At 43.1% G+C, this 22,053-nt stretch carries 16 protein-coding genes; 8 read left to right on the top strand and 8 right to left on the bottom strand.

Annotated elements, in window-relative coordinates:
• Positions 1–28 precede the first annotated feature (28 nt).
• The 4 genes from lpdA to F994_RS05110 are packed head-to-tail and all read right to left on the bottom strand — an operon-like array spanning position 29 to position 4,992.
• Positions 29–1,429, bottom strand: a complete 1,401-nt coding sequence (gene lpdA, locus F994_RS05095; RefSeq protein WP_004649075.1) for a dihydrolipoyl dehydrogenase — start codon at positions 1,427–1,429, stop codon at positions 29–31.
• Positions 1,430–1,439: 10 nt separating this feature from the next.
• Positions 1,440–2,993, bottom strand: a complete 1,554-nt coding sequence (locus F994_RS05100; RefSeq protein WP_004649076.1) for a 2-oxo acid dehydrogenase subunit E2 — start codon at positions 2,991–2,993, stop codon at positions 1,440–1,442.
• Position 2,994: 1 nt separating this feature from the next.
• On the bottom strand, positions 2,995–4,014 hold the full coding sequence (locus F994_RS05105) for an alpha-ketoacid dehydrogenase subunit beta (protein WP_004649077.1): 1,020 nt from the start codon (positions 4,012–4,014) through the stop codon (positions 2,995–2,997).
• Between the two features lie 15 nt (positions 4,015–4,029).
• Positions 4,030–4,992: a thiamine pyrophosphate-dependent dehydrogenase E1 component subunit alpha gene (locus F994_RS05110; protein WP_004649079.1), complete on the bottom strand. Its 963-nt coding sequence runs from the start codon at positions 4,990–4,992 to the stop codon at positions 4,030–4,032.
• A gap of 362 nt (positions 4,993–5,354) precedes the next feature.
• Between F994_RS05110 and lipA the strand changes: the two genes are divergently transcribed.
• Together lipA and F994_RS05120 are read left to right on the top strand one after the other, a co-directional pair.
• The gene (gene lipA / locus F994_RS05115) at positions 5,355–6,338 is read left to right on the top strand and encodes a lipoyl synthase (RefSeq protein WP_004649080.1); all 984 of its coding nucleotides are present in this window, start codon (positions 5,355–5,357) and stop codon (positions 6,336–6,338) included.
• 239 nt (positions 6,339–6,577) lie between these two features.
• Entirely contained in the window at positions 6,578–7,669 is a 1,092-nt protein-coding gene (locus tag F994_RS05120; RefSeq protein WP_004649081.1) for a hypothetical protein, read from the top strand.
• Between the two features lie 142 nt (positions 7,670–7,811).
• On the opposite strand, the gene F994_RS05125 is transcribed toward F994_RS05120, so the two are convergent.
• On the bottom strand, positions 7,812–10,016 hold the full coding sequence (locus tag F994_RS05125) for an OsmC domain/YcaO domain-containing protein (protein WP_004649082.1): 2,205 nt from the start codon (positions 10,014–10,016) through the stop codon (positions 7,812–7,814).
• Between the two features lie 518 nt (positions 10,017–10,534).
• On the opposite strand from F994_RS05125, the gene F994_RS05130 reads away from it, so the two are divergent.
• On the top strand, positions 10,535–11,716 hold the full coding sequence (locus tag F994_RS05130) for a heparin lyase I family protein (protein WP_004649083.1): 1,182 nt from the start codon (positions 10,535–10,537) through the stop codon (positions 11,714–11,716).
• A 157-nt stretch (positions 11,717–11,873) separates the two neighbouring features.
• On the opposite strand, the gene F994_RS05135 is transcribed toward F994_RS05130, so the two are convergent.
• The 3 genes from F994_RS05135 to F994_RS05145 all read right to left on the bottom strand — a co-directional run bounded on the left by F994_RS05135 (position 11,874) and on the right by F994_RS05145 (position 15,329).
• Positions 11,874–12,677 (bottom strand): thioesterase family protein, encoded by an 804-nt coding sequence (locus F994_RS05135; RefSeq protein ID WP_004649084.1) that lies wholly within the window; start codon positions 12,675–12,677, stop codon positions 11,874–11,876.
• 212 nt (positions 12,678–12,889) lie between these two features.
• A complete protein-coding gene (locus tag F994_RS05140; RefSeq protein WP_004649085.1) occupies positions 12,890–14,581 on the bottom strand; it encodes an AMP-binding protein in 1,692 nt (563 codons plus the stop codon).
• 121 nt (positions 14,582–14,702) lie between these two features.
• On the bottom strand, positions 14,703–15,329 hold the full coding sequence (locus F994_RS05145) for a TetR/AcrR family transcriptional regulator (protein WP_004649086.1): 627 nt from the start codon (positions 15,327–15,329) through the stop codon (positions 14,703–14,705).
• Positions 15,330–15,476: 147 nt separating this feature from the next.
• On the opposite strand from F994_RS05145, the gene F994_RS05150 reads away from it, so the two are divergent.
• Genes F994_RS05150 through F994_RS05170 form a run of 5 tightly spaced genes read left to right on the top strand, consistent with a single transcriptional unit; the run spans position 15,477 to position 22,000 of the window.
• Positions 15,477–16,649 (top strand): isovaleryl-CoA dehydrogenase, encoded by a 1,173-nt coding sequence (locus F994_RS05150; protein ID WP_004649087.1) that lies wholly within the window; start codon positions 15,477–15,479, stop codon positions 16,647–16,649.
• Positions 16,650–16,680: 31 nt separating this feature from the next.
• Entirely contained in the window at positions 16,681–18,282 is a 1,602-nt protein-coding gene (locus F994_RS05155) for a carboxyl transferase domain-containing protein (RefSeq protein ID WP_004649088.1), read from the top strand.
• Positions 18,283–18,295: 13 nt separating this feature from the next.
• Positions 18,296–19,090 (top strand): enoyl-CoA hydratase/isomerase family protein, encoded by a 795-nt coding sequence (locus F994_RS05160; protein WP_004649089.1) that lies wholly within the window; start codon positions 18,296–18,298, stop codon positions 19,088–19,090.
• Positions 19,091–19,109: 19 nt separating this feature from the next.
• Positions 19,110–21,101 carry an acetyl/propionyl/methylcrotonyl-CoA carboxylase subunit alpha gene (locus F994_RS05165; RefSeq protein ID WP_004649091.1) on the top strand — a complete coding sequence of 664 codons (1,992 nt, stop codon included), beginning with the start codon at positions 19,110–19,112 and terminating at the stop codon, positions 21,099–21,101.
• Positions 21,098–22,000: a hydroxymethylglutaryl-CoA lyase gene (locus tag F994_RS05170; protein ID WP_004649092.1), complete on the top strand. Its 903-nt coding sequence runs from the start codon at positions 21,098–21,100 to the stop codon at positions 21,998–22,000. Before F994_RS05165 ends, F994_RS05170 begins: the two co-directional genes overlap by 4 nt.
• Positions 22,001–22,053 lie beyond the last annotated feature (53 nt).

Consider the following 22,053-nt stretch of genomic DNA (forward strand, 5'->3'; position numbering starts at 1 on the left):
CGATCAGGCCCTAAAAAAACCTATGGTTTTAAATATGAATCGCGCGCTGCATGGCAGATAAAATAGACTCATGCATCGCTTCAGATAATGTCGGATGCGGAAAAATCACCTGAGCCAAACTGTCATCGGTGGCTTCAAGATACTTGGCAATTGCAAAACCTTGAATATGCTCGGTGACTTCGTGCCCAACCATATGCGCGCCCAGCAATTCGCCTGTTTCATGGTTGATAATGGTTTTGACAAATCCAGCGCTGGCGCCTAAAGCCAATGCTTTGCCGTTGGCCTGAAATGGAAATTTGCCAATATTGATTGAATAACCCGCTGCTTTGGCTTTTTGTTCAGTTAAGCCAATACTGGCCACTTGTGGATGGGTAAAAATACAGCCCGGAATTTGGGTACGATCCAGCGGATGAACACTGGCAATACCGGCAATTTTTTCCACACACAGAATGGCTTCATGACTGGCTTTATGCGCTAAGCATGGCGCACCCGCAACATCGCCAATCGCATACACGCCTACTACATTGGTTTTGCACCATTGATCGGTTTTAATAAAACCTTTGTCCAGTTCAATCCCCAGACTGTCTAAACCCAGCTCGGCAGAATTCGGCCGCACGCCAATGGCAGACAGCACTTTGTCAAAAGTTAAATGCTGTACCCCTGCGGCTGTTTCAATTTGGCAAGTGACTTGCTCATTCTGAATGTGCAAACTTTGCACTGTAGCTTCGGTCAGAATTTTCATGCCGCGCTGCTCAAACTGTTTTTGCACATACTGCGCCACTTCGGCATCTTCTGTAGGCAGAATCTGCTTGGCAATGTCCAGCAAAGTGACTTCACAGCCCAAGTCATGATACAAACTGGCAAATTCACTGCCAATTGCCCCCGAACCAATCACCAACAATGATTTTGGCAATTGTTCTGGTATCAGTGCTTCTTTGTAGCTCCAGACATATTTTCCATCGACCGGCACTTGAGGCAGCGCCGCTGCATGCGCCCCAGTTGCGACAATAATATGCGGCGCAGAAAGCTGCTGCTTGTTCCCCTCAGCATCGATCAATTCTAAGCGTTCTTTTGCAGTAAACTTGGCCTTGGCATTAAAAACCGTGATTTGATTTTTTTTCAGCAGCTGACCAATACCTTGCACCAATTGGCTGGAAACTTGCCGGCTATGCTTCACCAATTGGGTCATATCAAAATCAATCGTACCGACACTAAAACCAAACTGCTGGCTATGCTTGAGTTGCTGAGCAAGTTCTGCGCCATGTAATAGTGCTTTGGTTGGAATACAGCCCCAGTTCAAGCAAATGCCGCCCAAATGATGGGCTTCCACCACGGCAGTTTTCAGTCCAAGCTGGGCTGCACGGATGGCGGCGACATAGCCACCCGGCCCAGCGCCAATGACGATTAAATCAAATTGAATGTCTGACATGTTCAATCTCCTACACCAAAATCAATGCAGGATTTTCAACAAACTGCTTAAAAGCTGCTAAAAATTTCGCACCCAGAGCACCGTCAATGACACGGTGATCGCAAGACAATGTTGCTGTTACCATCTGGCGGATCACGATCTGGTCATTTTCAACCACTGTGCGTTGCTCCGATGCACCCAAGGCCAAAATAGCACCCTGTGGTGGATTGATAATGGCATCAAACTGTTTCACGCCCAGCATGCCTAAATTTGAAATGCTGAAGCTGCCGCCTTGAAACTCATCTGGCGCAAGCTTTCCTATTTTGGCGCGTGTGGCTAAATCCCGCACCTCAGCAGAAATTTCCGCTAAAGACTTTTTATTCGCCGCTTTCACAATCGGCGTGATCAAGCCATTTTCAATGGCAACCGCGATAGAAATATCGGCATGCTCAAATTGTAAAATCTGCTGATTTTCTTCATCAAACTGCACATTGACTTGTGGCACTTTCATCAAGGCAGCAGCGGCAGCTTTAATCAACATGTCATTTATCGACAGCTTAACCTGCGGAACCGTGGCATTAATTTGGCTGCGTAGCGCCTGAATAGCATTGACATTTAAATCAGCAATCAAACGGAAATGCGGTGCATTGCGTTTCGCAGACTGCAAGCGTGCAGCAATTGCCCTGCGCATGCCATTCATGGCAATTGTAGTCACTACGGTAGATGGGGCTGATGCAGACTCACATGCCGTATGGCTCACACTTGGATTGTCACGTGCATAAACAGCTTCTACATCTTCCTTGCAAATACGGCCGCGCGAACCGGAGGTGCGACAATCATGCAAATTGATGCCCCATTGTTTAGCTAAGCGGCGCGCGACTGGCGTGGCGGCAATTTGGCTGTCATCGGCAGTCGATTTGACCGCTTTACCGCTGGCTTGATGGCGAATATCCGGCCACTGACCGCCAGCTGCGATAACAGCGGTTTGAATATCACTGACACTAATACGGCCTGCACGTCCAGATCCAGTAATTTTTGCCAAATCTACATTATGCTTTTCTGCCAGCCTTAAAGCATGCGGTGTTGCGAAAATATCTTCAGACAATTGATAGCCTTGTAGCGCTGTAGGAATCGCATAGCCGCCTTGAACAGCAGGTTTTATAGCTTTTGAAGCACTGTTTTGCACAGGTACAGTTTGCGCTGTAGTTTCAGCCGGAACTGGCGCAGTTTTTTCCGCAACGGCTGCAACTGTTTTTGTTTCGCTTTTTGATGATGCACCCGCAGTTGCAGGTGTGCCACCCAAAGACTGAACAAAGGCATCAATCTCCGCATCTGCAACCTGCGATTCAGCGCAGACTGCAATAAAACCGCCAACAATTAAGGTATCCCCATTTTTTGCTAAAATTTTACGCAATGTACCTTCGAACGGCGCTTCCAGTACATTGACGATTTTTGTGGTTTCAATCTCGCAAATTTCCTGCCCTTTGGTGAAGTGTTCACCCTCTTGGATGAGCCACTGGGCAATGGTGCCCTCTTCCATGGACAGCCCCCATTTGGGGATTTCTAAGGTTTTAATTTCGCTCATCCTAAGCCTCCAAAGTTTTACGTACAGCCTGTTCAATACGCGCTGCGCTTGGCAGCCATTCTTTTTCCAGCACAGGAGAAAACGGTACAGGTGAATGCGGCGGAGTCACCAATTCAATTGGCGCTTTTAAATAGTGGAAGCCTTTTTGTGCAATCAGCGCTGCAACATCGTGGGCAAAGCCACAGCGGGCAGCGGATTCATCAACAATCACGACACGACCAGTCGATGCAACCGACTCTAAAATACCTTCTTCATCCAAAGGTGAAATAGTTCGAGGGTCCACAACTTCAACGGATATACCTTCTTTCGCTAGCTTGTCTGCAACCTCATTGGCGCGATGCACCATTAAGCTTAATGCAATGATGGTGACATCTGTCCCTTCACGGGTATAGTTCGCTACGCCAAATGGAATAGTATAGGACTCATCTGGCACTTCGCCCTTGATGTCATACAGTAGTTTATGTTCACAGAACACCACCGGATCATCATCACGAATGGCTTGAATAAGTAAGCCTTTCACATCATAAGCACTAGATGGCACCACGACTTTGAGACCCGGCACAGAGGCAAAGACATTATAAGGAGACTGCGAATGCTGTGCTGCGGCAGAAAAACCAGCGCCGATCATGCCGCGTACCACCATCGGTGCTTTGGCCTTGCCGCCAAACATGTAGCGGAATTTTGCCGCTTGGTTATACAGCATGTCATAGCATACACCGTAGAAGTCCATGAACATCAAGTCGGCTACAGGACGCAAGCCTGTCGCGGCTGCTCCTGCTGCCATACCGATAATGGCAGATTCTGTAATTGGGGTATCAATAACGCGCTCTGAACCAAACTCTGTCCATAAGCCCTTGGTAACACCCAATACACCGCCAAAACCTTCCAGTTTATTGTCGTCGGTATTTTTGCCGCCATGACCGCCGCGGACATCTTCACCCACCACAATGACTGAAGGATCACGGCGCATTTCTGATTCAATCGCTTCTTTAATCGCGTTTCGATAACTTTTATTTGGCATTGCTTTACTATTCCTTTAGTAAGAGACGTAAACATCGGTAAGTAGTTGGGAAACTTCTGGATACTTGGCTGCGCGCGCTTTGGCTACAGCATCATCAACATTGGCTTTTGCAGCAGCATCAATCGCATCCAGTTTGGCTTCATCAATTTTACCTTTGACTTTTTCACGGAAAATTTTCAACGGATCTTTATGTTCTTTCACATAATCCAGTTCTTCTTTGGAACGGATCAGCCCCGGATCACCTTCAAAATGGCCATAAAAACGGTTGGTGACCGTTTCAATCACGCTCGGCCCTTCGCCACGGCGCGCTCGTTCGATGGCTTTTTGCGCAACCTCATAAACCGCAAAGAAATCTGTTCCATCCACTTTTTCAGCTGGTAAACCAAACCCCGCGGCGCGCCCTGCAATATCTTTGCTGCCTACTGCATAATCATGCGCTGTTCCTTCACCAAAACCATTGTTTTCAAAAACAAAAATTACAGGAAGTTTTAAAACCACCGCCATATTGATGGCTTCAAAGGTGAGGCCCTGATTTGAACCGCCGTCACCAGTAAATGACAAACCGATGCCGCCCGTTTTCAAGGTTTTTGCGCTTAAAGCCGCGCCAATCGCCAAAGGTGGGCCACCGCCGACAATACCGTTTGCGCCAAGCATGCCTTTATCCAGATCGGCAATATGCATTGAACCGCCTTTACCGCGACACAGACCATCGTCCTTACCAAAAATTTCCAGCATCATGCCGTGAATATCACAGCCTTTGGCAATGCAGTGACCATGCCCGCGATGAGTCGAGGTAATAAAATCTTTATCGGTTAAATTTTCGCAAATCCCAACAGCAACGGCTTCTTCACCACTGTATAAATGAATGAAACCAGGGATATCACCGGTATTATTTTCATCGTGAAGCCGATCCTCAAATTCACGAATATCTCGCATACGTTTATATGCAGCTAGCAATTGCTCTTCCGTTAATTGCATATTCTTAATCCTTTCTCTTTACTATAAAAAGCAAAATTTATAATGTAAAAATCCTAAATTAATATTCAGAATTTATTTGTTTATATAAAAATATTTCTCTCTATTTTAATATTAGACTAAATAACAAAAGCATCATTATTTACAATAAATCAATTAAAAACAAATATTTAAAACCATTAAATATTTGTAATTTTTTATTAATTCTCAAAAAACCATGAAAACCAACTTTTAACCAACCTTTGTTTAATATTGTTGTTATTTTTATTTGAATTATTTAATTTAAACAATATAAACATGATTTGACATTATAAATAATAATGTTATTTCATATTTTAATTATTTTATTTAACGGACTATTTAAAATGGATTTAAAACAGGTTACTCAAACAGGTCAAAAATTAAGGGGTGCAGACAAACTGGCACGTATCCCAATTAAAATTATTGCCACTGAAAAAATCCCGCAAAAACCGGAATGGATTCGCGCCAAAATCAGCCATCCAGAAGAAATCAGGCAGATCAAAGACTTATTGCGCCAACAGAAACTGCATACCGTCTGTGAAGAAGCAGCTTGCCCCAATCTGCCGCAGTGCTTTGGCGGTGGCACAGCAACCTTCATGATTATGGGAGATATCTGCACGCGCCGATGCCCATTTTGCGATGTCGCGCATGGCAGACCCAATACGTTGGACCCCGATGAGCCACGGCACTTGGCCGAAACGGTTAAAAATCTGAATTTAAAATACGTGGTGATTACTTCGGTAGACCGAGATGACTTAAAAGATGGCGGTGCTCAGCATTTTGCTGACTGTATTCAAGAAATTCGCCAAACTAGCCCGGAAACCTTAATTGAAGTTTTAGTGCCGGATTTCCGCGGTCGTTTGGATATTGCTTTAAAAATCCTTAGTGAAAATCCACCTGATGTTTTTAACCATAATATTGAAACCGTTCCCCGCCTGTACCGCGCCATGCGCCCCGGTTCTGACTATGCACATTCGCTTGATTTGCTCAGAAAGTTTAAAGAATACTGTCCAGATGTCCCAACCAAATGTGGGCTGATGGTCGGCTTAGGCGAAGTGGAAGCGGAAGTCCTTGTTTTGCTGAATGATCTGAGTGATCACTGGGTTGATTATGTAACCATTGGCCAATATCTACAGCCGTCTAAGTCACATGCACCTATTCAACGCTTTGTTTCTTTACAAGAGTTTGAACACTATCAAATACATGGAGTGCGTTTGGGCTTTAAAAACATTTGGAGTGCACCAATGGTACGTTCCAGCTATTTTGCCGACCGTCAATATTACGGTGAACCTGTACCCAAACCATTTAAACGGGATAAACGCGCATAGTGAGGAAATAGCTCACCTATTTTGCAAAAGCGTACTTCGGCAAAATAGTTACTTTTTTTAACATTTGAGTCAGAAATAAGTATTTCTTGTTGCTCAAGAGGGTTCTAAAGTAAGCCTAGAATTAAAAGTACTGACCAAAGATCAGGCCATAGATAAAAAGCTAGATGGCTTGTAATATGAGAATAGAAATAGGCACTGGGCATTATGGATCTTACAGCCCAATCATAAAGGAATATGATATGAACCTGTTTAATAAAGCGCATGCTCAAGCATTGCAAACTACACATCTGGTCAATCTGGCCGCGGTTCATGCAGCGCCTATTTTAACCCTGCCGCAAGAATCCCAGCCTTCTTTATTCCGCCGTTCTATTCAGCATAATTATGCTGATTTGCTTAAAATAGCAGATGATTCTGGCATGGCGATTGGTTTAACGGATCATCACGGCACATTGTTATGGACATGGAGCAGCTCAGCCATGCTTTCTTCTGCCGAGCAGGTTCATTTCGTTGAAGGTGGACATTGGTCAACTCAGGCAGTTGGAACCAATGCTATTGGACTGACACTGAACAGCCATGTATCCAGCTGTGTTTACTCGCATGAAAATCAAATGGACAGCGTGCGCGACTGGGTATGCTATGCCGCGCCAATTTTAGATCCTAGCTCTGGTCAGTTTCATGGCATTATCAATCTTTCAACCAAATATAAAAAGCATACGCCACTGGGTTTACTTGCGGTTGAACGCTGTGCGGATTTGGTACAACGTGCCATACAATTTGAGCAGAAAAACGTCCTGTACATTAAAGCTTTAGGTACGCCTTGGATTCAGTTTAATCAGCAGGTTTTAACCCTGAGTCACCGGCAAATTGAGATCCTGTGTATTTTAGCCTTACATAGAAATGGAATTGGTTTAGATGAATTGCATTATGCCTTGTACGGCGAACGCGATGTCAGCATTAAGACACTGAAAGCAGAGCTTTCTCAACTGCGCAACTTACTGCCAAATTGTATTGAACCCCGCATTTACAAATTAAGCTGTGAAATTCAATGCGACTTTTTAAGAGCTGAACAATCCTTAAATGCGGGCTTTCTTGCCAGTACTTTCGCATTATATAAAGGAAGTTTTCTAAGCAAATCTGAAAGTCCATTTTTAAGTACATGGCGTAACTGTTTTGACGCACGACTCAGCCATCTGATTTATCAGATGCAAGATATTGATCAACTGTTACGGATTATTGGTCGCGTTCCTGAACGGATTGATGCTGTACAGCGTCTTTTGGAATTGCTTCCACAAGACAACAACTATAGAGATTATTTTTTAAAATTACTCTAAGCCGCATTCATTTTTATTACATAAAAAAAGCAAAGTTGAGTAACTGAGTTATTGAACTTTGCTTTTTTTAAACTTTAATAACTCAGCTCGCACTAGAAGCAACCCCATCATACTTGTGGTTGCTCCTGCGACGACTTTAATCCTAGCTGGCTAAAGCTAGCGTTTTAGCACGAGCTGCATGCAGTTTTTTGTAACTTTCGATTAGACGTAAATGACGGTCTAAGCCTTCAAGTTTCATACTTGTTTCTGTTAACCCGTAGAAACGTACACTACCATCCATCGAAGCAATGACTGCATCCATACGTTCGTCACCAAACATACGGCGGAAATTGGCTTCATAATCATCCAAGTCCATCTCATCATCAAGTTCGACTTCTAGAACCACATTCATACACTGATAGAACAATCCACGTTCAACGGTATTGGTATTGTACTGAAGGAAGGTTTCCACGAGTTCTTTCGCTTCTTCAAACGCTTGTAAAGCAATATAAATAAGCAGTTTTAACTCAAGAATAGTGAGCTGTCCCCAAACCGTATTGTCATCAAATTCAATGCCAATCAATGTGGTGATGTCGGTGTAATCATCCACTTCAACTTCTTCTAGACGTTCAGCCAATGCTTCAAGCTGTTCATCGTCCAAGCGGTGTAAGTTCAAAATATCTTCACGGAATAATAATGCTTTGTTGGTGTTATCCCAGACCAAGTCTTCAACCAAATAAATTTCCGAATAACCTGGAACCAAAATACGGCAAGCTGTTGCACCTAAATGCTTATACACTGCCATGTAGACTTCTTTGCCCATATCTTCAAGAATGCCAAATAACGCCGTAGCTTCTTCAGCATTGGAATTTTCACCTTGATTGGTAAAGTCCCACTCGACAAATTCATATTCGGACTTCGAGCTGAAAAAGCGCCATGACACCACGCCACTAGAGTCGATAAAATGTTCAACAAAGTTATTCGGTTCAGTTACAGCATTGCTACTAAAGGTTGGTTTTGGCAAATCATTGAGACCTTCAAAACTGCGACCTTGTAACAATTCCGTCAGACTGCGTTCTAATGCAACTTCCAAGTTTGGATGCGCCCCGAAAGATGCAAACACACCACCTGTACGCGGATTCATTAAAGTCACGCACATCACAGGATATTTCCCGCCCAATGAAGCATCTTTTACCAGTACTGGGAAACCTTGTTCCTCTAAGCCTTTAATCCCTGCCAGAATACTTGGATATTTTGCCAATACCTCTTGAGGTACATCAGGCAAGGTTTTTTCACCTTCCAAAATCTCACGCTTCACAGCACGTTCAAAGATTTCTGACAAACATTGTACCTGTGCTTCAGCCAAGGTATTGCCTGCACTCATGCCGTTACTTAAATATAAGTTTTCAATTAAGTTCGATGGGAAATACACCACCTCACCATCGGAGTGACGTACAAATGGTAATGAGCAAATGCCACGCTCAGTATTACCTGAGTTGGTATCATATAAATGCGTACCCAGCAATTCATCGTCTGGATTGTAAATTTCTAGACAATACTCATCGAGAATTTCTGTTGGTAACTCACCTTCTGGACCGGGCTTAAACCATTTTTCATCTGGATAATGTACAAATTCAGCATTGGCAATGTCTTGACCCCAAAACTGATCGTTATAGAAGAAATTACAATTTAAACGCTCAATGAATTCACCCAGTGCCGAAGCCAAAGCACTTTCTTTGGTTGAGCCTTTACCATTGGTAAAACACATCGGCGATTGTGCGTCACGAATATGTAAAGACCACACGTTCGGCACAATGTTACGCCATGAAGATATTTCAATCTTCATGCCTAAGCCTGCCAAAATACTGGACATATTGGCAATGGTTTCTTCTAATGGCAGATCTTTACCTGCAATAAAAGTGCTGTTTTCTGAAGTCAAGCTTGGCATAAGCAACGCTTGTGCATCGGCATCGATGCTTTCCACTTCTTCAATGATAAACTCTGGGCCAGTTTGAATTACTTTCTTTACGGTACAGCGATCAATCGAGCGCAAAATGCCTTGGCGATCTTTTTCTGAAATATCAGCCGGCAGCTCAACTTGAATTTTAAAAATCTGCTTGTAGCGGTTTTCTGGATCAACAATATTATTCTGCGACAGGCGAATATTATCGGTCGGAATATCGCGGGCTGCGCAGTACACTTTTACAAAGTAAGCTGCACATAACGCCGATGATGCCAGAAAATAGTCAAACGGACCCGGTGCGGAGCCGTCACCTTTATAACGGATCGGCTGATCGGCAATCACCGAGAAGTCATCGAACTTGGCTTCTTGTCGAAGGTTGTCGAGATAATTAACCTTGATTTCCATGCTGGCACCTAACTATTCTTATGTGTCAGTACGGACACATAAAATTCCAAATATTGAGATATAAGCCGAATCACGGAGAAGAAATTGACTTAACAAAAGAGTGACTAGAGCAATGCGTTCAGTGACCACACTGAGCGACTGGCTCTAGTAATAATGGGCGCTATTATAGAGTTATTTTGTGGCGTTGATAACTTTTGTCTGTCTTTCCAGCTTATTTATGAATTTTTTTCAAAATAAGAACAACTTAAAGCCCAGATTTCGATCCACTTATCTTAGACAATCTGCAATTTGAATAAATTCAACTATAAAAATTTGTTGAATCATAAATACATTGACCGGTTGGTTAAAAACCAAAAAACAAATTATTTACATTATGAGTATGATACGAAGCATAATTTTAGCAATTTTTTGTATTGCATAGATGTGGCTTGTCATCCCACTGCTACTTTAGATTTTTGCAGCCATGCTATGGATAAAATCTTGAAGCAATCTAGTCTTTATGATGAGAATAAATTTGAATGAAAAAACTTAAAGCTTATTTAATCTTTTCTATACTTTTAGGGGTTACAGCATGCGGTGGAGGCAGCGAAGAAGCTTCAAAAGAAATACCGCCAAAAAAATCGCCAAATATGGCTCCTGTTGCAATCATTCAATCAAAGAATAACCCTGTACCCATAGTCGTCGGATCGGCAATTGTACTGGATGGTTCGGAGAGTACAGATGATATTTCTCATGCTCTTCAGTATAAATGGTCAGTCAAATCCAAGCCTGAAAACAGTTATGCTTATATTGGGCCAACCAACACAAATACTTTTAATTTTATTCCTGACACTATTGGCAATTATGAAGTCAGCTTGGTCGTCAATGATGGCGAACTCGATAGTCCAATCATTGTAATCTCAATAGACGTTGTTGAAAAACAAAGCACTCAGCCGCCTAATGAATTGGGCAAGGTTGTGTTCCGTGATGGATTTTGGACAGGGACAATTCTTGTCGATAAGGCAAATGTTAACGCGAACGACTACACATGGAGTGCAATGGCACTGAATATGGAAAATAGTAGTTCAGCAGAGATTGTCAAAGATCCTGCGGGTAGTAAGCAAAATGTTGCAAAATTTACAGTGCCTGATGATGGTCAATCCTACCGAGCAGAAATCCAGAGAAAGCAATTCAAATGGGGGCATTATAACTATTCAGTTTCCCACTATATTCCTTCTACATGGCCAATATTTAAATATGGAACCATTTTGGCTCAATGGCATGGGTATAGCTTAAACAATAAAAATCTAAATCCACCGATTGCACTCGTCCTGAGTGGGGAAAAACCTGAATGGCAGCTCCATGTCTATCATTTAAAGCCATTATCTTCGCCCTTGGCCATTCCAGAAACAATCCTAAATCGTTATGTGCTAGATGTACCCGTAACTTATGATCAATGGAATAATTGGAATTTTGATATTCAATGGTCGCAATTAGATGCGAATAACCAATTGATTCCGGGCGTAATTGTAGTGAAACATAACGAAAAAGAAGTGGCTAGAATTTCTGGAGAAAATAACTATCATCAAGCATGGCCGCCCTATTTCCAAATGGGCATCTACAGATCAAGCTGGCGAGAAGGCGCTATTATAAACCGTCCAATCGGAGGACAACCTATTGTGGCTTATCATAAAGATGTGGTGATCAAGGATCTTAATTAGTTCTATTGGTTTCGAAAAAGGAAGCTTAAGCTTCCTTTTATTTGTTCATTATAAAAGCTGATATGTTTTGTGGTTGATGCATAGCGAGTAGTCAATTCGGTTTGGTCATTGAATTTTGCTTACTCGCTATTTTTATTGCAGTAGTGTTGAATGGCGCTTAAATCGCTAATTTTCTTAATGTCAAAATTTGCTCACTCCGACCAAAAGGTCCATGAACATCATGTAAAACTGAACTGGTCATTCCAATCCCATCTGTACCAAATTGTTGAATCGCGTCAATCCCCAACCATTTCCCTTGTGGTAAACGATGCAGATGAATTTGTAAATCCAGATTTGGAAATGCCCAGCCATCCGTTGGTTTTTGTCTTGGAACAATGCCATTGGCTGTATCAACCAAACCCATCAAGCCTACAAAATCAGTACTCTGCCGATTTTCAACCATAGCCAAAGGCGTAGTGAGCCAAACAACGCCTTTACCAGCCCGATGTGCTGCATTTGAACGTGTTTCAATACTTTGAATAAATCCACCAGGCCAATGTTTCATCCCTTCCCAAATCGCCAAATTTTCTGGATGCTCCACCCTTTGGTCTTCTAGACCTTCAATGGCTTTTGTATCCTGTGTCATCATTTTCCATGCTCGTGCCACAATACAGGTCTTCCCATTGGCCTGCATTTCAGACTCAATTAACTCAATGGTTTTCCCTGCTCGAATCATTCGCGTGGTAATACTGAAGTCACCAAATGCAATTAAACCAAAAATATCCAAACTGACCCGGCCAATACGCATGTCATTGCGCAATTGGAATTGCTCCAATTCAGCACAAATAATACCTGTTGCAGGTGCCATATGCTGCTCATGTGGATTCCATGCACCCTGCGCATGAATATTGGAACGATAATAAGCCGTGACACTGCCATCGGCATGTTGTTCACTGTTTAATAATGAATAATAAGCTGACATAGATTCCCTATTTAGGTGTTGGCTTTATTTATAGCATTGAATTTATTTATTTTTTCAGATGATCATTTAGCTTTTTTACATCATATAGAAGCAAAGATCATTGAAAATAAAGATTGAAATTAAGTATTAAAATCTTGCTTCTCCTTTTATTTCCATACACTGAAATAAAAGGAGAAATCCAGAACCTGATAATCAATAACTGATAATCAATATCAGGCAATATCTTCCATCAGATTAAGCTCTTGACGCATAAACTCTTGCAACTTGAATTTTTGTGCCTTGCCAGAAGCCGTCATTGGAAATTCAGTAAAGAAACGTACATAACGTGGCACTTTATTGTGAGAAATATGCTCTGCACAATATTTGCGGATTTCTTCTTCATTGGCTTGGTGATGATCGTGCAAAATAATACATGCACAAAGTTCCTCACCATAACGTGCATCAGGTAAGCCAATCACTTGCACATCAGACACATCCGGATGGGTATAAAGAAAATCTTCAATTTCTTTAGGGAACAAGTTTTCACCACCACGAATGACCACATCTTTAATGCGACCTTTGATTTTCACAAAGCCTTCATCATCCATTTCGGCAATATCACCGGTATGCATCCACTTGGCGACATCGATGACTTCTCCAGTTTTATCGTTGTCTTCCCAATAGCCTAGCATCACTGAATAGCCACGCACGCAGAGTTCACCCAGTTTGCCACGTGGCACAACTTTACCATTTTCATCGACAATTTTGATTTCAAGGTGTGGATGAACGCGCCCGACTGTTCCAACACGGCGTTCCACAGAATCTGAAGTTGAACTTTGCGCACTCACAGGTGCCGTTTCAGTCATGCCATAACAAATGGTAATTTCTGACATATGCATCCGTTCAATCACACGCTGCATAATTTCACGTGGACACGGACTGCCCGCCATAATACCTGTACGCAAGCTAGACAGATCAAACTCATCGAACTGTTCATGTTCAAGCAATGCAATAAACATGGTCGGAACACCATAAGCAGCGGTACATTTTTCTTGCTGAATCGTTTTAAGTGTATCGAGTGGATTAAACACCGCCGATGGATAAATCATGGCAGAACCGTGGGTAATACAGGCTAAATTGCCCATTACCATGCCAAAACAGTGGAATAAAGGCACAGAAATACAAACGCGGTCTTGTGGCGTTAAATGAATGGCTTCACCGACAAAATATCCATTATTTAAAATATTATTATGCGTCAGCATGGTCCCTTTGGGATTGCCCGTGGTGCCAGATGTAAATTGGATATTAATGGTTTCATCAAACTGAAGATCTGCGGCAATTGCCTGTAACTGGTCGAGCTGTACGGGTGTGGGTTCGGGCAATAAATCCGCAAAACGATGAATGCCTGCATGCGCTTCATGGTCAATTTTAATGATATGTTTCAAATGCGGTAATCGTTTAGCCGATACTAACTTGCTGGTCGATTGCGTAATTTCAGGGGCAATTTTAGTTAAAATTTCCTGATAATTACTGCTTTTAAATTGTGCTGCAATCACCAATGCCTTACAGGACACTTTATTGAGCACATATTCAAGCTCACTGCTTTTATAGGCAGGATTCAAATTGACTAAAATAATACCAGCTTTAAATGCTGCAAATTGGGTAATAGTCCATTCCACGCAATTGGGTGACCAAATCGCAATTCTATCGCCCTTTTCCAAGCCTAATTGAAGCAGACTACAGGCAAAGGCATTCACTTGCGCCTGCAACTGCTTATAGCTTAAACGTACATTTTGATGCACGCTGACGACAGCATCCTGATTCGCATACTGCTGACAGGCTTGGTCGAATTTTTCACCAATAGTCATCCCCAGTAAAGGCTGACTGCTGGTTCCATAAGCGTAACTTAACCGTTCTTGTGCCATTGAATCACTCTCCTTGATTCTTTGTAATTATGATTCTTTCACTTTAATTGTTCATTTTTTTAACTCAGGACGACTTTCTCAAACAGCATTATTCTTGTGCTTAGCTTTTGTGTTTAACCGCTTATTTCTCCTCTGCTATGCATACTCCACTGACACAAAAATCGGCAATTTGTTTGACAAAATAATCCTTATACGCCTGATCAAACATGACATTTTTTGATGGATTTAACGGCTCAATCACCACGAAAGTCATTGCACCCACCACACACAGCGCTGCGGTGTTTAAATCTTCAAAGCCAAATTCACCATTAATTTTTCCTTCGGCAAGAATTTGGTTAATACTTTGTTTAATCAGTTGTTTACTGCGAAAACGTTCATGTTCTATCAACGGATCGACAGGTTCAAACATCAACGAATACGACAGTTGTGGACTGTTCAGAGCACGTTTAACAAAAGTAGTCACTGCCTTGTGTAATTTTTGCTTTGCTGAAAGTTCACTGGCAGCAATGGCGTTCAGAATCTGAATTTCATGCTGTATGGCCTCTGCTAAAATTTCAATTAACACCTGACTCTTGTTATCGAAATAACGATAAACCAGACCACTCGATACGCCTGCACGTTCAGCAATCGCTTGTATTTGTGCATCTTTAAATCCACCTTGAGCAATCAGTTCACGTGCGGATTGCAAAATCGTCTGACGATTTTGTTCCATACGCTCCTGCATCAATGATGATCTTTTATAACTCATAATCGTATTCTCAACCAGATAAAATGAATTGTAAATCATTTTGTGAATTTTGATTCACTTTTTTGTAAAATCGTTGTATGGTAAAAATCAAGCACAATAAAAATGCTTTTTGGAACAACAAATATAACCATCAGGATGAATGAAGAAATGAATCTCCAAAGTTTAAATTTCGGTTTGGATGAAACCTTAGTTGCCCTTCGTGACTCAATTGCTGCATTTTGTGCAAAGGAAATTGCACCCATTGCCCAGCAAGTGGACCGAGACAATAAATTCCCTGCTCACCTATGGAAAAAATTTGGTGATATGGGTTTATTGGGTCTAACGGTTGATGAGGAGTATGGTGGTACTAACCTTGGTTATTTAGCCCATATTCTGGCAATGCAGGAAATTTCCCGTGCATCCGCTTCTATTGGCTTGTCATACGGCGCACATTCTAACTTATGTATTAACCAGATTAAACGTAATGGTTCAGAGGAACAAAAAAAACGCTATTTGCCTAAACTGGTTTCAGGTGATTTTGTCGGTGCACTTGCGATGTCTGAACCAAATGCTGGCTCCGACGTGGTGAGCATGAAATTAAAAGCCGAAGACCGTGGTGATCACTATCTGCTCAATGGCTCAAAAATGTGGATCACCAATGGTGGCGACGCAGATGTCTTGGTGGTATATGCCAAAACGGATCTTCAGGCAGGTGCAAAAGGCATGACCGCTTTTCTGGTAGAAAAAGATATGTCTGGCTTCAGCCACGGTACGCATCTGGATAAATTGGGCATGCGCGGCTCCAATACTTATCCGCTATTTTTCGATAATGTTGCTGTGCCTAAAGAAAATGTGCTGGGCGGCGTTGGTAATGGTACTAAGGTTTTAATGAGCGGTCTGGACTATGAACGTGCTGTTTTAAGTGCAGGACCATTGGGCATTATGGATGCCTGTCTAGATACAGTGATTCCCTACATCCATGACCGTAAACAATTCGGTCAGGCTTTGGGTGAATTCCAGTTGATGCAAGGCAAAATTGCCGATATGTATTCAACATGGTTAGCCTGTAAAGCGCTTGTGTATGCTGTGGGCGCTGAGTGCGATAAAGCGGAACATAGCCGCAGCTTGCGTAAAGATGCGGCCAGCGCAATTTTATATGCTGCGGAAAAAGCCACATGGATGGCGGGTGAAACCATACAAACCTTAGGTGGCAATGGTTATATCAATGAATTTGCCGCAGGTCGTTTATGGCGCGATGCCAAATTGTATGAGATTGGTGCAGGAACCTCTGAAATCCGCCGTATGTTAATTGGCCGTGAACTATTTAACGAAACCAAATAAAACATTTTTAGCATTAACAGGGATGTTCAGAATGAATATATTACAAAGCAAAATTAATATCCGAAGTGATGATTTTAAAATCAATCAGGCTGCCATGCAGCTGTTGGTGGATGACTTAAAACAAAAAGCGCAGCAGATTGCATTGGGCGGCGGCGAAAAAGCCCGTGAAAAACATTTAGCACGCGGCAAGCTGTTACCCCGTGAACGAGTCGATCACCTGATTGATGCAGGTACGGCATTTTTAGAAATTGGTCAATTGGCTGCGTACCAAGTTTATGCGGATGATGTCCCTGCTGCTGGCGTCATTGCAGGTATTGGACAAGTCAATGGGGTGACCTGCATGATTGTGGCCAATGATGCAACAGTCAAAGGTGGAACTTACTATCCGCTGACGGTTAAAAAGCATTTACGTGCGCAGGAAATTGCAGAACAAAATCATTTACCATGCATTTATTTGGTCGATTCAGGCGGCGCTTACCTGCCAATGCAGGATGAAGTTTTCCCTGACCGTGATCATTTCGGACGCATTTTCTATAATCAGGCGCGGATGTCGAGCCAAGGCATTGCACAAATTGCCGTAGTGATGGGCAGCTGTACCGCAGGCGGTGCTTATGTGCCTGCTATGTCGGACGAAACTATTATTGTCCGCAATCAAGGCACAATTTTCTTGGGTGGCCCACCTTTGGTGAAAGCTGCAACCGGTGAAGTGGTCAGCAGTGAAGACTTAGGCGGCGGCGATGTGCATACGCGCTTATCTGGTGTAGCGGATCATTTGGCTGAAAATGATGAACATGCGATTGCGATTGCCCGTAACATTGTGGCGAACCTGAATAAAAAATCGAATAAAAATGCCGCTGAAATTGAAGCGCCGTTATTTGATGCAAAAGAGCTGTACGGCATTGTACCAAGTGATGCGCGCAAACCTTTTGATGTGCGTGAAGTGATTGCCCGCATTGTCGATGGTTCCCATTTTGATGAATTTAAAGCGCGTTTTGGCACCACATTAATCACCGGTTTTGCTGAACTTTTTGGTATGAAAGTGGGCATCATTGCCAATAACGGGATTTTATTTTCAGAGTCTGCGCAAAAAGGCGCGCACTTTATTGAACTATGCACCCAGCGCAATATTCCATTGCTATTCATTCAAAACATTACTGGCTTTATGGTCGGTCGCCAGTATGAAAATGAAGGCATTGCCAAAAATGGCGCCAAACTGGTCATGGCAGTTGCTAATGCTAACGTGCCTAAACTGACGCTAGTGATCGGCGGCTCCTTTGGCGCAGGCAACTACGGCATGTGCGGCCGCGCCTACTCCCCGCGCTTTCTCTGGACTTGGCCAAATTCACGTATTTCCGTGATGGGCGGTGAACAGGCATCAAGCGTATTATCAACCTTAAAACGCGATCAAATTGAACAAAAAGGTGAAACCTGGACTGCTGAACAGGAAGATCAGTTTAAGCAGCCGATCCGCGATCAATACGAACGTCAAGGGCATCCTTACTATGCATCATCACGCCTTTGGGATGATGGCGTGATCGATCCTGCACAAACGCGTCATGTATTGGGTCTGAGTTTAGCTGCGGCAATGAATGCACCTATTGTGCCGACTAAATTTGGCGTATTCCGCATGTAAGAGGATGAAAAAAATGACCTATCAATTTTTACAGCTCGAACAAGCCAATCAGGTTACAACGGTTTGGATTAACCGTGCTGAATTGCACAATGCCTTCAATACCGTCGTCATTGAAGAATTGCAGCACTGCTTTACCCATTTAAATGCGCAGGATGATGTGCGTGTGGTGGTGTTGGCGGGACGCGGCAAAAGTTTTTCCGCAGGTGCTGACCTGAACTGGATGAAACAGGCCGGTCAAGCCTCACAGCAAGACAATGAAGCCGATGCACTGAAATTGGCGAAGATGTTGCAAAGCCTTGCCTGCTTAAAACAGCCGACCATTGCACGTGTACATGGCATTGCTTTTGGCGGCGGTATGGGACTGGCTTCGGCTTGTGATATTTGCATTGCCAGCACTGATGCAAAATTTTCAACCTCTGAAGTTCGCCTAGGTTTAGCGCCATCGACCATTAGCCCTTATGTGATTCGTGCCATTGGCGCGCGTCAGGCTTCGCGCTATTTTTTAACCGCAGAGCGCATTTCCGCGCAGCAAGCTAAGGATATTGGCTTAGCGCATGAAGTTACTTTACCGGAACAGCTCGACAGTAAGCTGGATGAAATCATACAGGCGTTGCTGCTGGGTGGCCCTCAAGCACAGGCATCTTCTAAACAGCTGATTCAAATGGTGGATCAGCAGATTTTAACAGAACAACTGCTGCTGCAAACCGCACAGCATATTGCTCATGTGCGTCAGGGAAATGAGGCTAAAAGTGGCTTAAGTGCTTTTTTAGATAAACAAAGTCCTTCTTGGATCAAGACAACCGCATAACAACAATAAGGAAATGACGATGTTTCAAAAGATTCTCATTGCGAACCGTGGTGAAATTGCCTGCCGTGTCATCCGCAGCGCAAAAAAATTAGGTATTGCAACGGTTGCCGTATATTCAGATGCAGACGCCAACGCGCAGCACGTTAAATTAGCAGATGAAGCGATTTATATTGGTGAATCCCCTGCTGCACAAAGTTATTTACAGGGCGAACGTATTATTCAGGCAGCACTGGATACAGGTGCACAGGCGATTCATCCTGGTTATGGCTTTTTATCAGAAAACGACCAGTTTGCATTGGCTTGTCAGCAAAATAACATTACTTTCATTGGCCCGCCTGTCGCAGCCATTCTCGCTATGGGCCTAAAAGCCACCTCTAAAACCCTGATGGAAAAAGCTGGCGTGCCCCTCACCCCGGGTTATCACGGCACCAATCAGGACATCAATTTTTTAAAACAGCAGGCCGATGCCATTGGTTATCCTGTACTGATTAAAGCCAGTGCTGGCGGTGGCGGTAAAGGCATGCGTTTAGTGGAACGCAGCGAAGACTTTCTCAGTTCGCTTAACTCTTGTAAAAGTGAAGCCAAATCAAGTTTCGGCAATGATGAAGTATTGATTGAACGCTATGTGATTAATCCGCGTCATATTGAAGTTCAAGTTTTTGGTGACTCACATGGCAACTACGTGCATTTATTTGAACGTGATTGTTCCGTACAGCGCCGTCATCAAAAAGTGCTTGAAGAAGCGCCAGCGCCATTGGTCTCTCAAGACAAACTCGATGCCATGCGCCAAGCCGCAATTGATGCCGCTCGTGCGGTTGATTATGTCGGTGCAGGCACGGTGGAATTTATTGTTGAGCAAGACGGTACAGCGTATTTCATGGAAATGAATACCCGCTTACAAGTCGAACATCCAGTCACTGAAATGATTACCGGTGTGGATTTAGTCGAATGGCAACTTCGCGTCGCTTTTGGCGAGCCATTGCCTAAGCAGCAGCATGAATTAAGCATTCATGGTCATGCCATTGAAGCCCGCGTGTATGCAGAAGAACCTGAAAAAGGCTTCCTGCCTGCTATCGGTCAAATCAGCTATTTGCATTATCCAGAGCAAAATCAGTTTGTACGCGTCGACAGCGGCATTGTTGAAGGCGATGAAATCAGCACCTATTATGACCCGATGATCGCCAAACTCATTGTCTGGGGTGAAAACCGTGAAGCAGCACTGGTACAGATGCACCATGCTTTAGGTCAGTTTCATGTCGAAGGTTTGGGCAATAATATTGCTTTTCTTGACCGTATTATCCGCTGCGATTCCTTTAAACAGGCGCAATTAGATACTAATTTAATTCAACGTGAAGATGCCTTTTTATTTCCAACGGCACACAGCATTGCACCCCCATTTGTAATTACCGCTGCATTGACTGAACTGCTATCCCGTTTTAGCCAAAATAAAACCGCCAGTAACCCAGTTTGGCAGACTGAGTCACTTTGGCGTATCAATATTAACAGTAACTATTGCTTAAAATTAATGCAGGATGAGCAGCCTGTTCAGGTTCGCTTCACGGCTGAAAATGATGCATTTATTGCCGAATATCTGGGCCATAAATATCGTATTGCTGGAGAAATTCTCAGTAGAAATAGCATTCAAATTAAAATAGATGGCAAGCAGGATAAATTTGCCTTTAGCCGAAATAGTCAGGGCCTAACGCTGTTTAAGGACAGTCAAAGCTATAAGTTTGCTTATCCGAGCCAAAAATTCTCCGCCGATGAGACACAAAGTACCGACGCGAATTTAAAAGCCCCTATGCCGGGTGTGATTACCCAAGTTTTGGTGGCTTTAAATGAACAGGTCAAAAAAGATGATGTGCTGATGACACTTGAAGCCATGAAAATGGAATATGCAATTCGTGCTCCGCATGACGGCATGATCAGCTCTTGGTATTTTCAGGTTGGTGATCAGGTTAAAGCGGGTGATGAACTGGTGGAGTTTCAGTCTTTGGAGCAAGTTGCATGAGTGAATTTGTCAAAATAGTGGAAGTTGGTCCACGTGATGGTTTGCAAAATGAAAAGACTCCACTCACGTTGGAACAACGTAAAGCCCTTATTTTAGATTTGATGAAAACTGGCTTAAAGTCGATTGAAGTCGGTTCCTGTGTTTCGGCAAAATGGGTACCACAAATGGCCCAAAGCGATGTGCTTTTTGCCCAATTACCCAAAGACCCGAATATTCAATTCAGCCTACTGACTCCGAATTTAAAAGGCTTTGAATCTGCACGTGCTGTGGGCTGTCAGGAGGTTGCGGTCTTTACCGCAGCTTCTGAAAGTTTCACCCAAAAAAATATCAATTGTTCAATTGACGAAAGCTTGGAAAAATTTTCAGATGTAATGGCAGCCGCTAAAGCCAGCAATATTAAAGTCCGTGGCTATGTCTCTTGCATGGTCGATTGCCCTTATGAAGGCGCAATTGATCCTCAGCGCGTTGCCAACGTTAGCAAACGTTTATTGGATATGGGCTGCTATGAAGTTTCCTTAGGTGAAACCATTGGCACAGCCACACCAGATCGAGTCAAAAAGGTTTGGGACATATGTTTGGCTGAAATAGACAGCAGCGTTTTAGCGGGTCATTTCCACAATACCTACGGCATGGCGATTGCCAATATTTATCAATCCTTAACGCAAGGCATAAGAGTCTTTGATTCATCCATTGCTGGTTTAGGTGGCTGTCCTTATGCCAAAGGTGCATCGGGTAATGTGGCAACCGAAGACTTGTATTATCTACTGTCTAAAATGGGTTTTACAACGGGGTTAGATTTAGATGCGCTAATGCATGCCAGCCAAAATATCAGTCAAGTATTAAATCGCACCAATCCATCCAACTATGCCAATGCCTATTGGCAAACCCGTTGTGCTTAGTCAAACCGGCATGATTTCAAACCAAGTCATGCCAAAATTATTCTAAGTATATT

Source organism: Acinetobacter bohemicus ANC 3994 (assembly GCF_000367925.1).
In the GTDB taxonomy this organism is placed as follows: Bacteria; Pseudomonadota; Gammaproteobacteria; order Pseudomonadales; family Moraxellaceae; genus Acinetobacter; species Acinetobacter bohemicus.

Coding starts and splice junctions, on each gene's coding strand:
- lpdA (WP_004649075.1), bottom strand. CDS start 1,429: ATGTCAGACATTCAATTTGATTTAATCGTCATTGGCGCTGGGCCGGGT.
- F994_RS05100 (WP_004649076.1), bottom strand. CDS start 2,993: ATGAGCGAAATTAAAACCTTAGAAATCCCCAAATGGGGGCTGTCCATG.
- F994_RS05105 (WP_004649077.1), bottom strand. CDS start 4,014: ATGCCAAATAAAAGTTATCGAAACGCGATTAAAGAAGCGATTGAATCA.
- F994_RS05110 (WP_004649079.1), bottom strand. CDS start 4,992: ATGCAATTAACGGAAGAGCAATTGCTAGCTGCATATAAACGTATGCGA.
- lipA (WP_004649080.1), top strand. CDS start 5,355: ATGGATTTAAAACAGGTTACTCAAACAGGTCAAAAATTAAGGGGTGCA.
- F994_RS05120 (WP_004649081.1), top strand. CDS start 6,578: ATGAACCTGTTTAATAAAGCGCATGCTCAAGCATTGCAAACTACACAT.
- F994_RS05125 (WP_004649082.1), bottom strand. CDS start 10,016: ATGGAAATCAAGGTTAATTATCTCGACAACCTTCGACAAGAAGCCAAG.
- F994_RS05130 (WP_004649083.1), top strand. CDS start 10,535: ATGAAAAAACTTAAAGCTTATTTAATCTTTTCTATACTTTTAGGGGTT.
- F994_RS05135 (WP_004649084.1), bottom strand. CDS start 12,677: ATGTCAGCTTATTATTCATTATTAAACAGTGAACAACATGCCGATGGC.
- F994_RS05140 (WP_004649085.1), bottom strand. CDS start 14,581: ATGGCACAAGAACGGTTAAGTTACGCTTATGGAACCAGCAGTCAGCCT.
- F994_RS05145 (WP_004649086.1), bottom strand. CDS start 15,329: ATGAGTTATAAAAGATCATCATTGATGCAGGAGCGTATGGAACAAAAT.
- F994_RS05150 (WP_004649087.1), top strand. CDS start 15,477: ATGAATCTCCAAAGTTTAAATTTCGGTTTGGATGAAACCTTAGTTGCC.
- F994_RS05155 (WP_004649088.1), top strand. CDS start 16,681: ATGAATATATTACAAAGCAAAATTAATATCCGAAGTGATGATTTTAAA.
- F994_RS05160 (WP_004649089.1), top strand. CDS start 18,296: ATGACCTATCAATTTTTACAGCTCGAACAAGCCAATCAGGTTACAACG.
- F994_RS05165 (WP_004649091.1), top strand. CDS start 19,110: ATGTTTCAAAAGATTCTCATTGCGAACCGTGGTGAAATTGCCTGCCGT.
- F994_RS05170 (WP_004649092.1), top strand. CDS start 21,098: ATGAGTGAATTTGTCAAAATAGTGGAAGTTGGTCCACGTGATGGTTTG.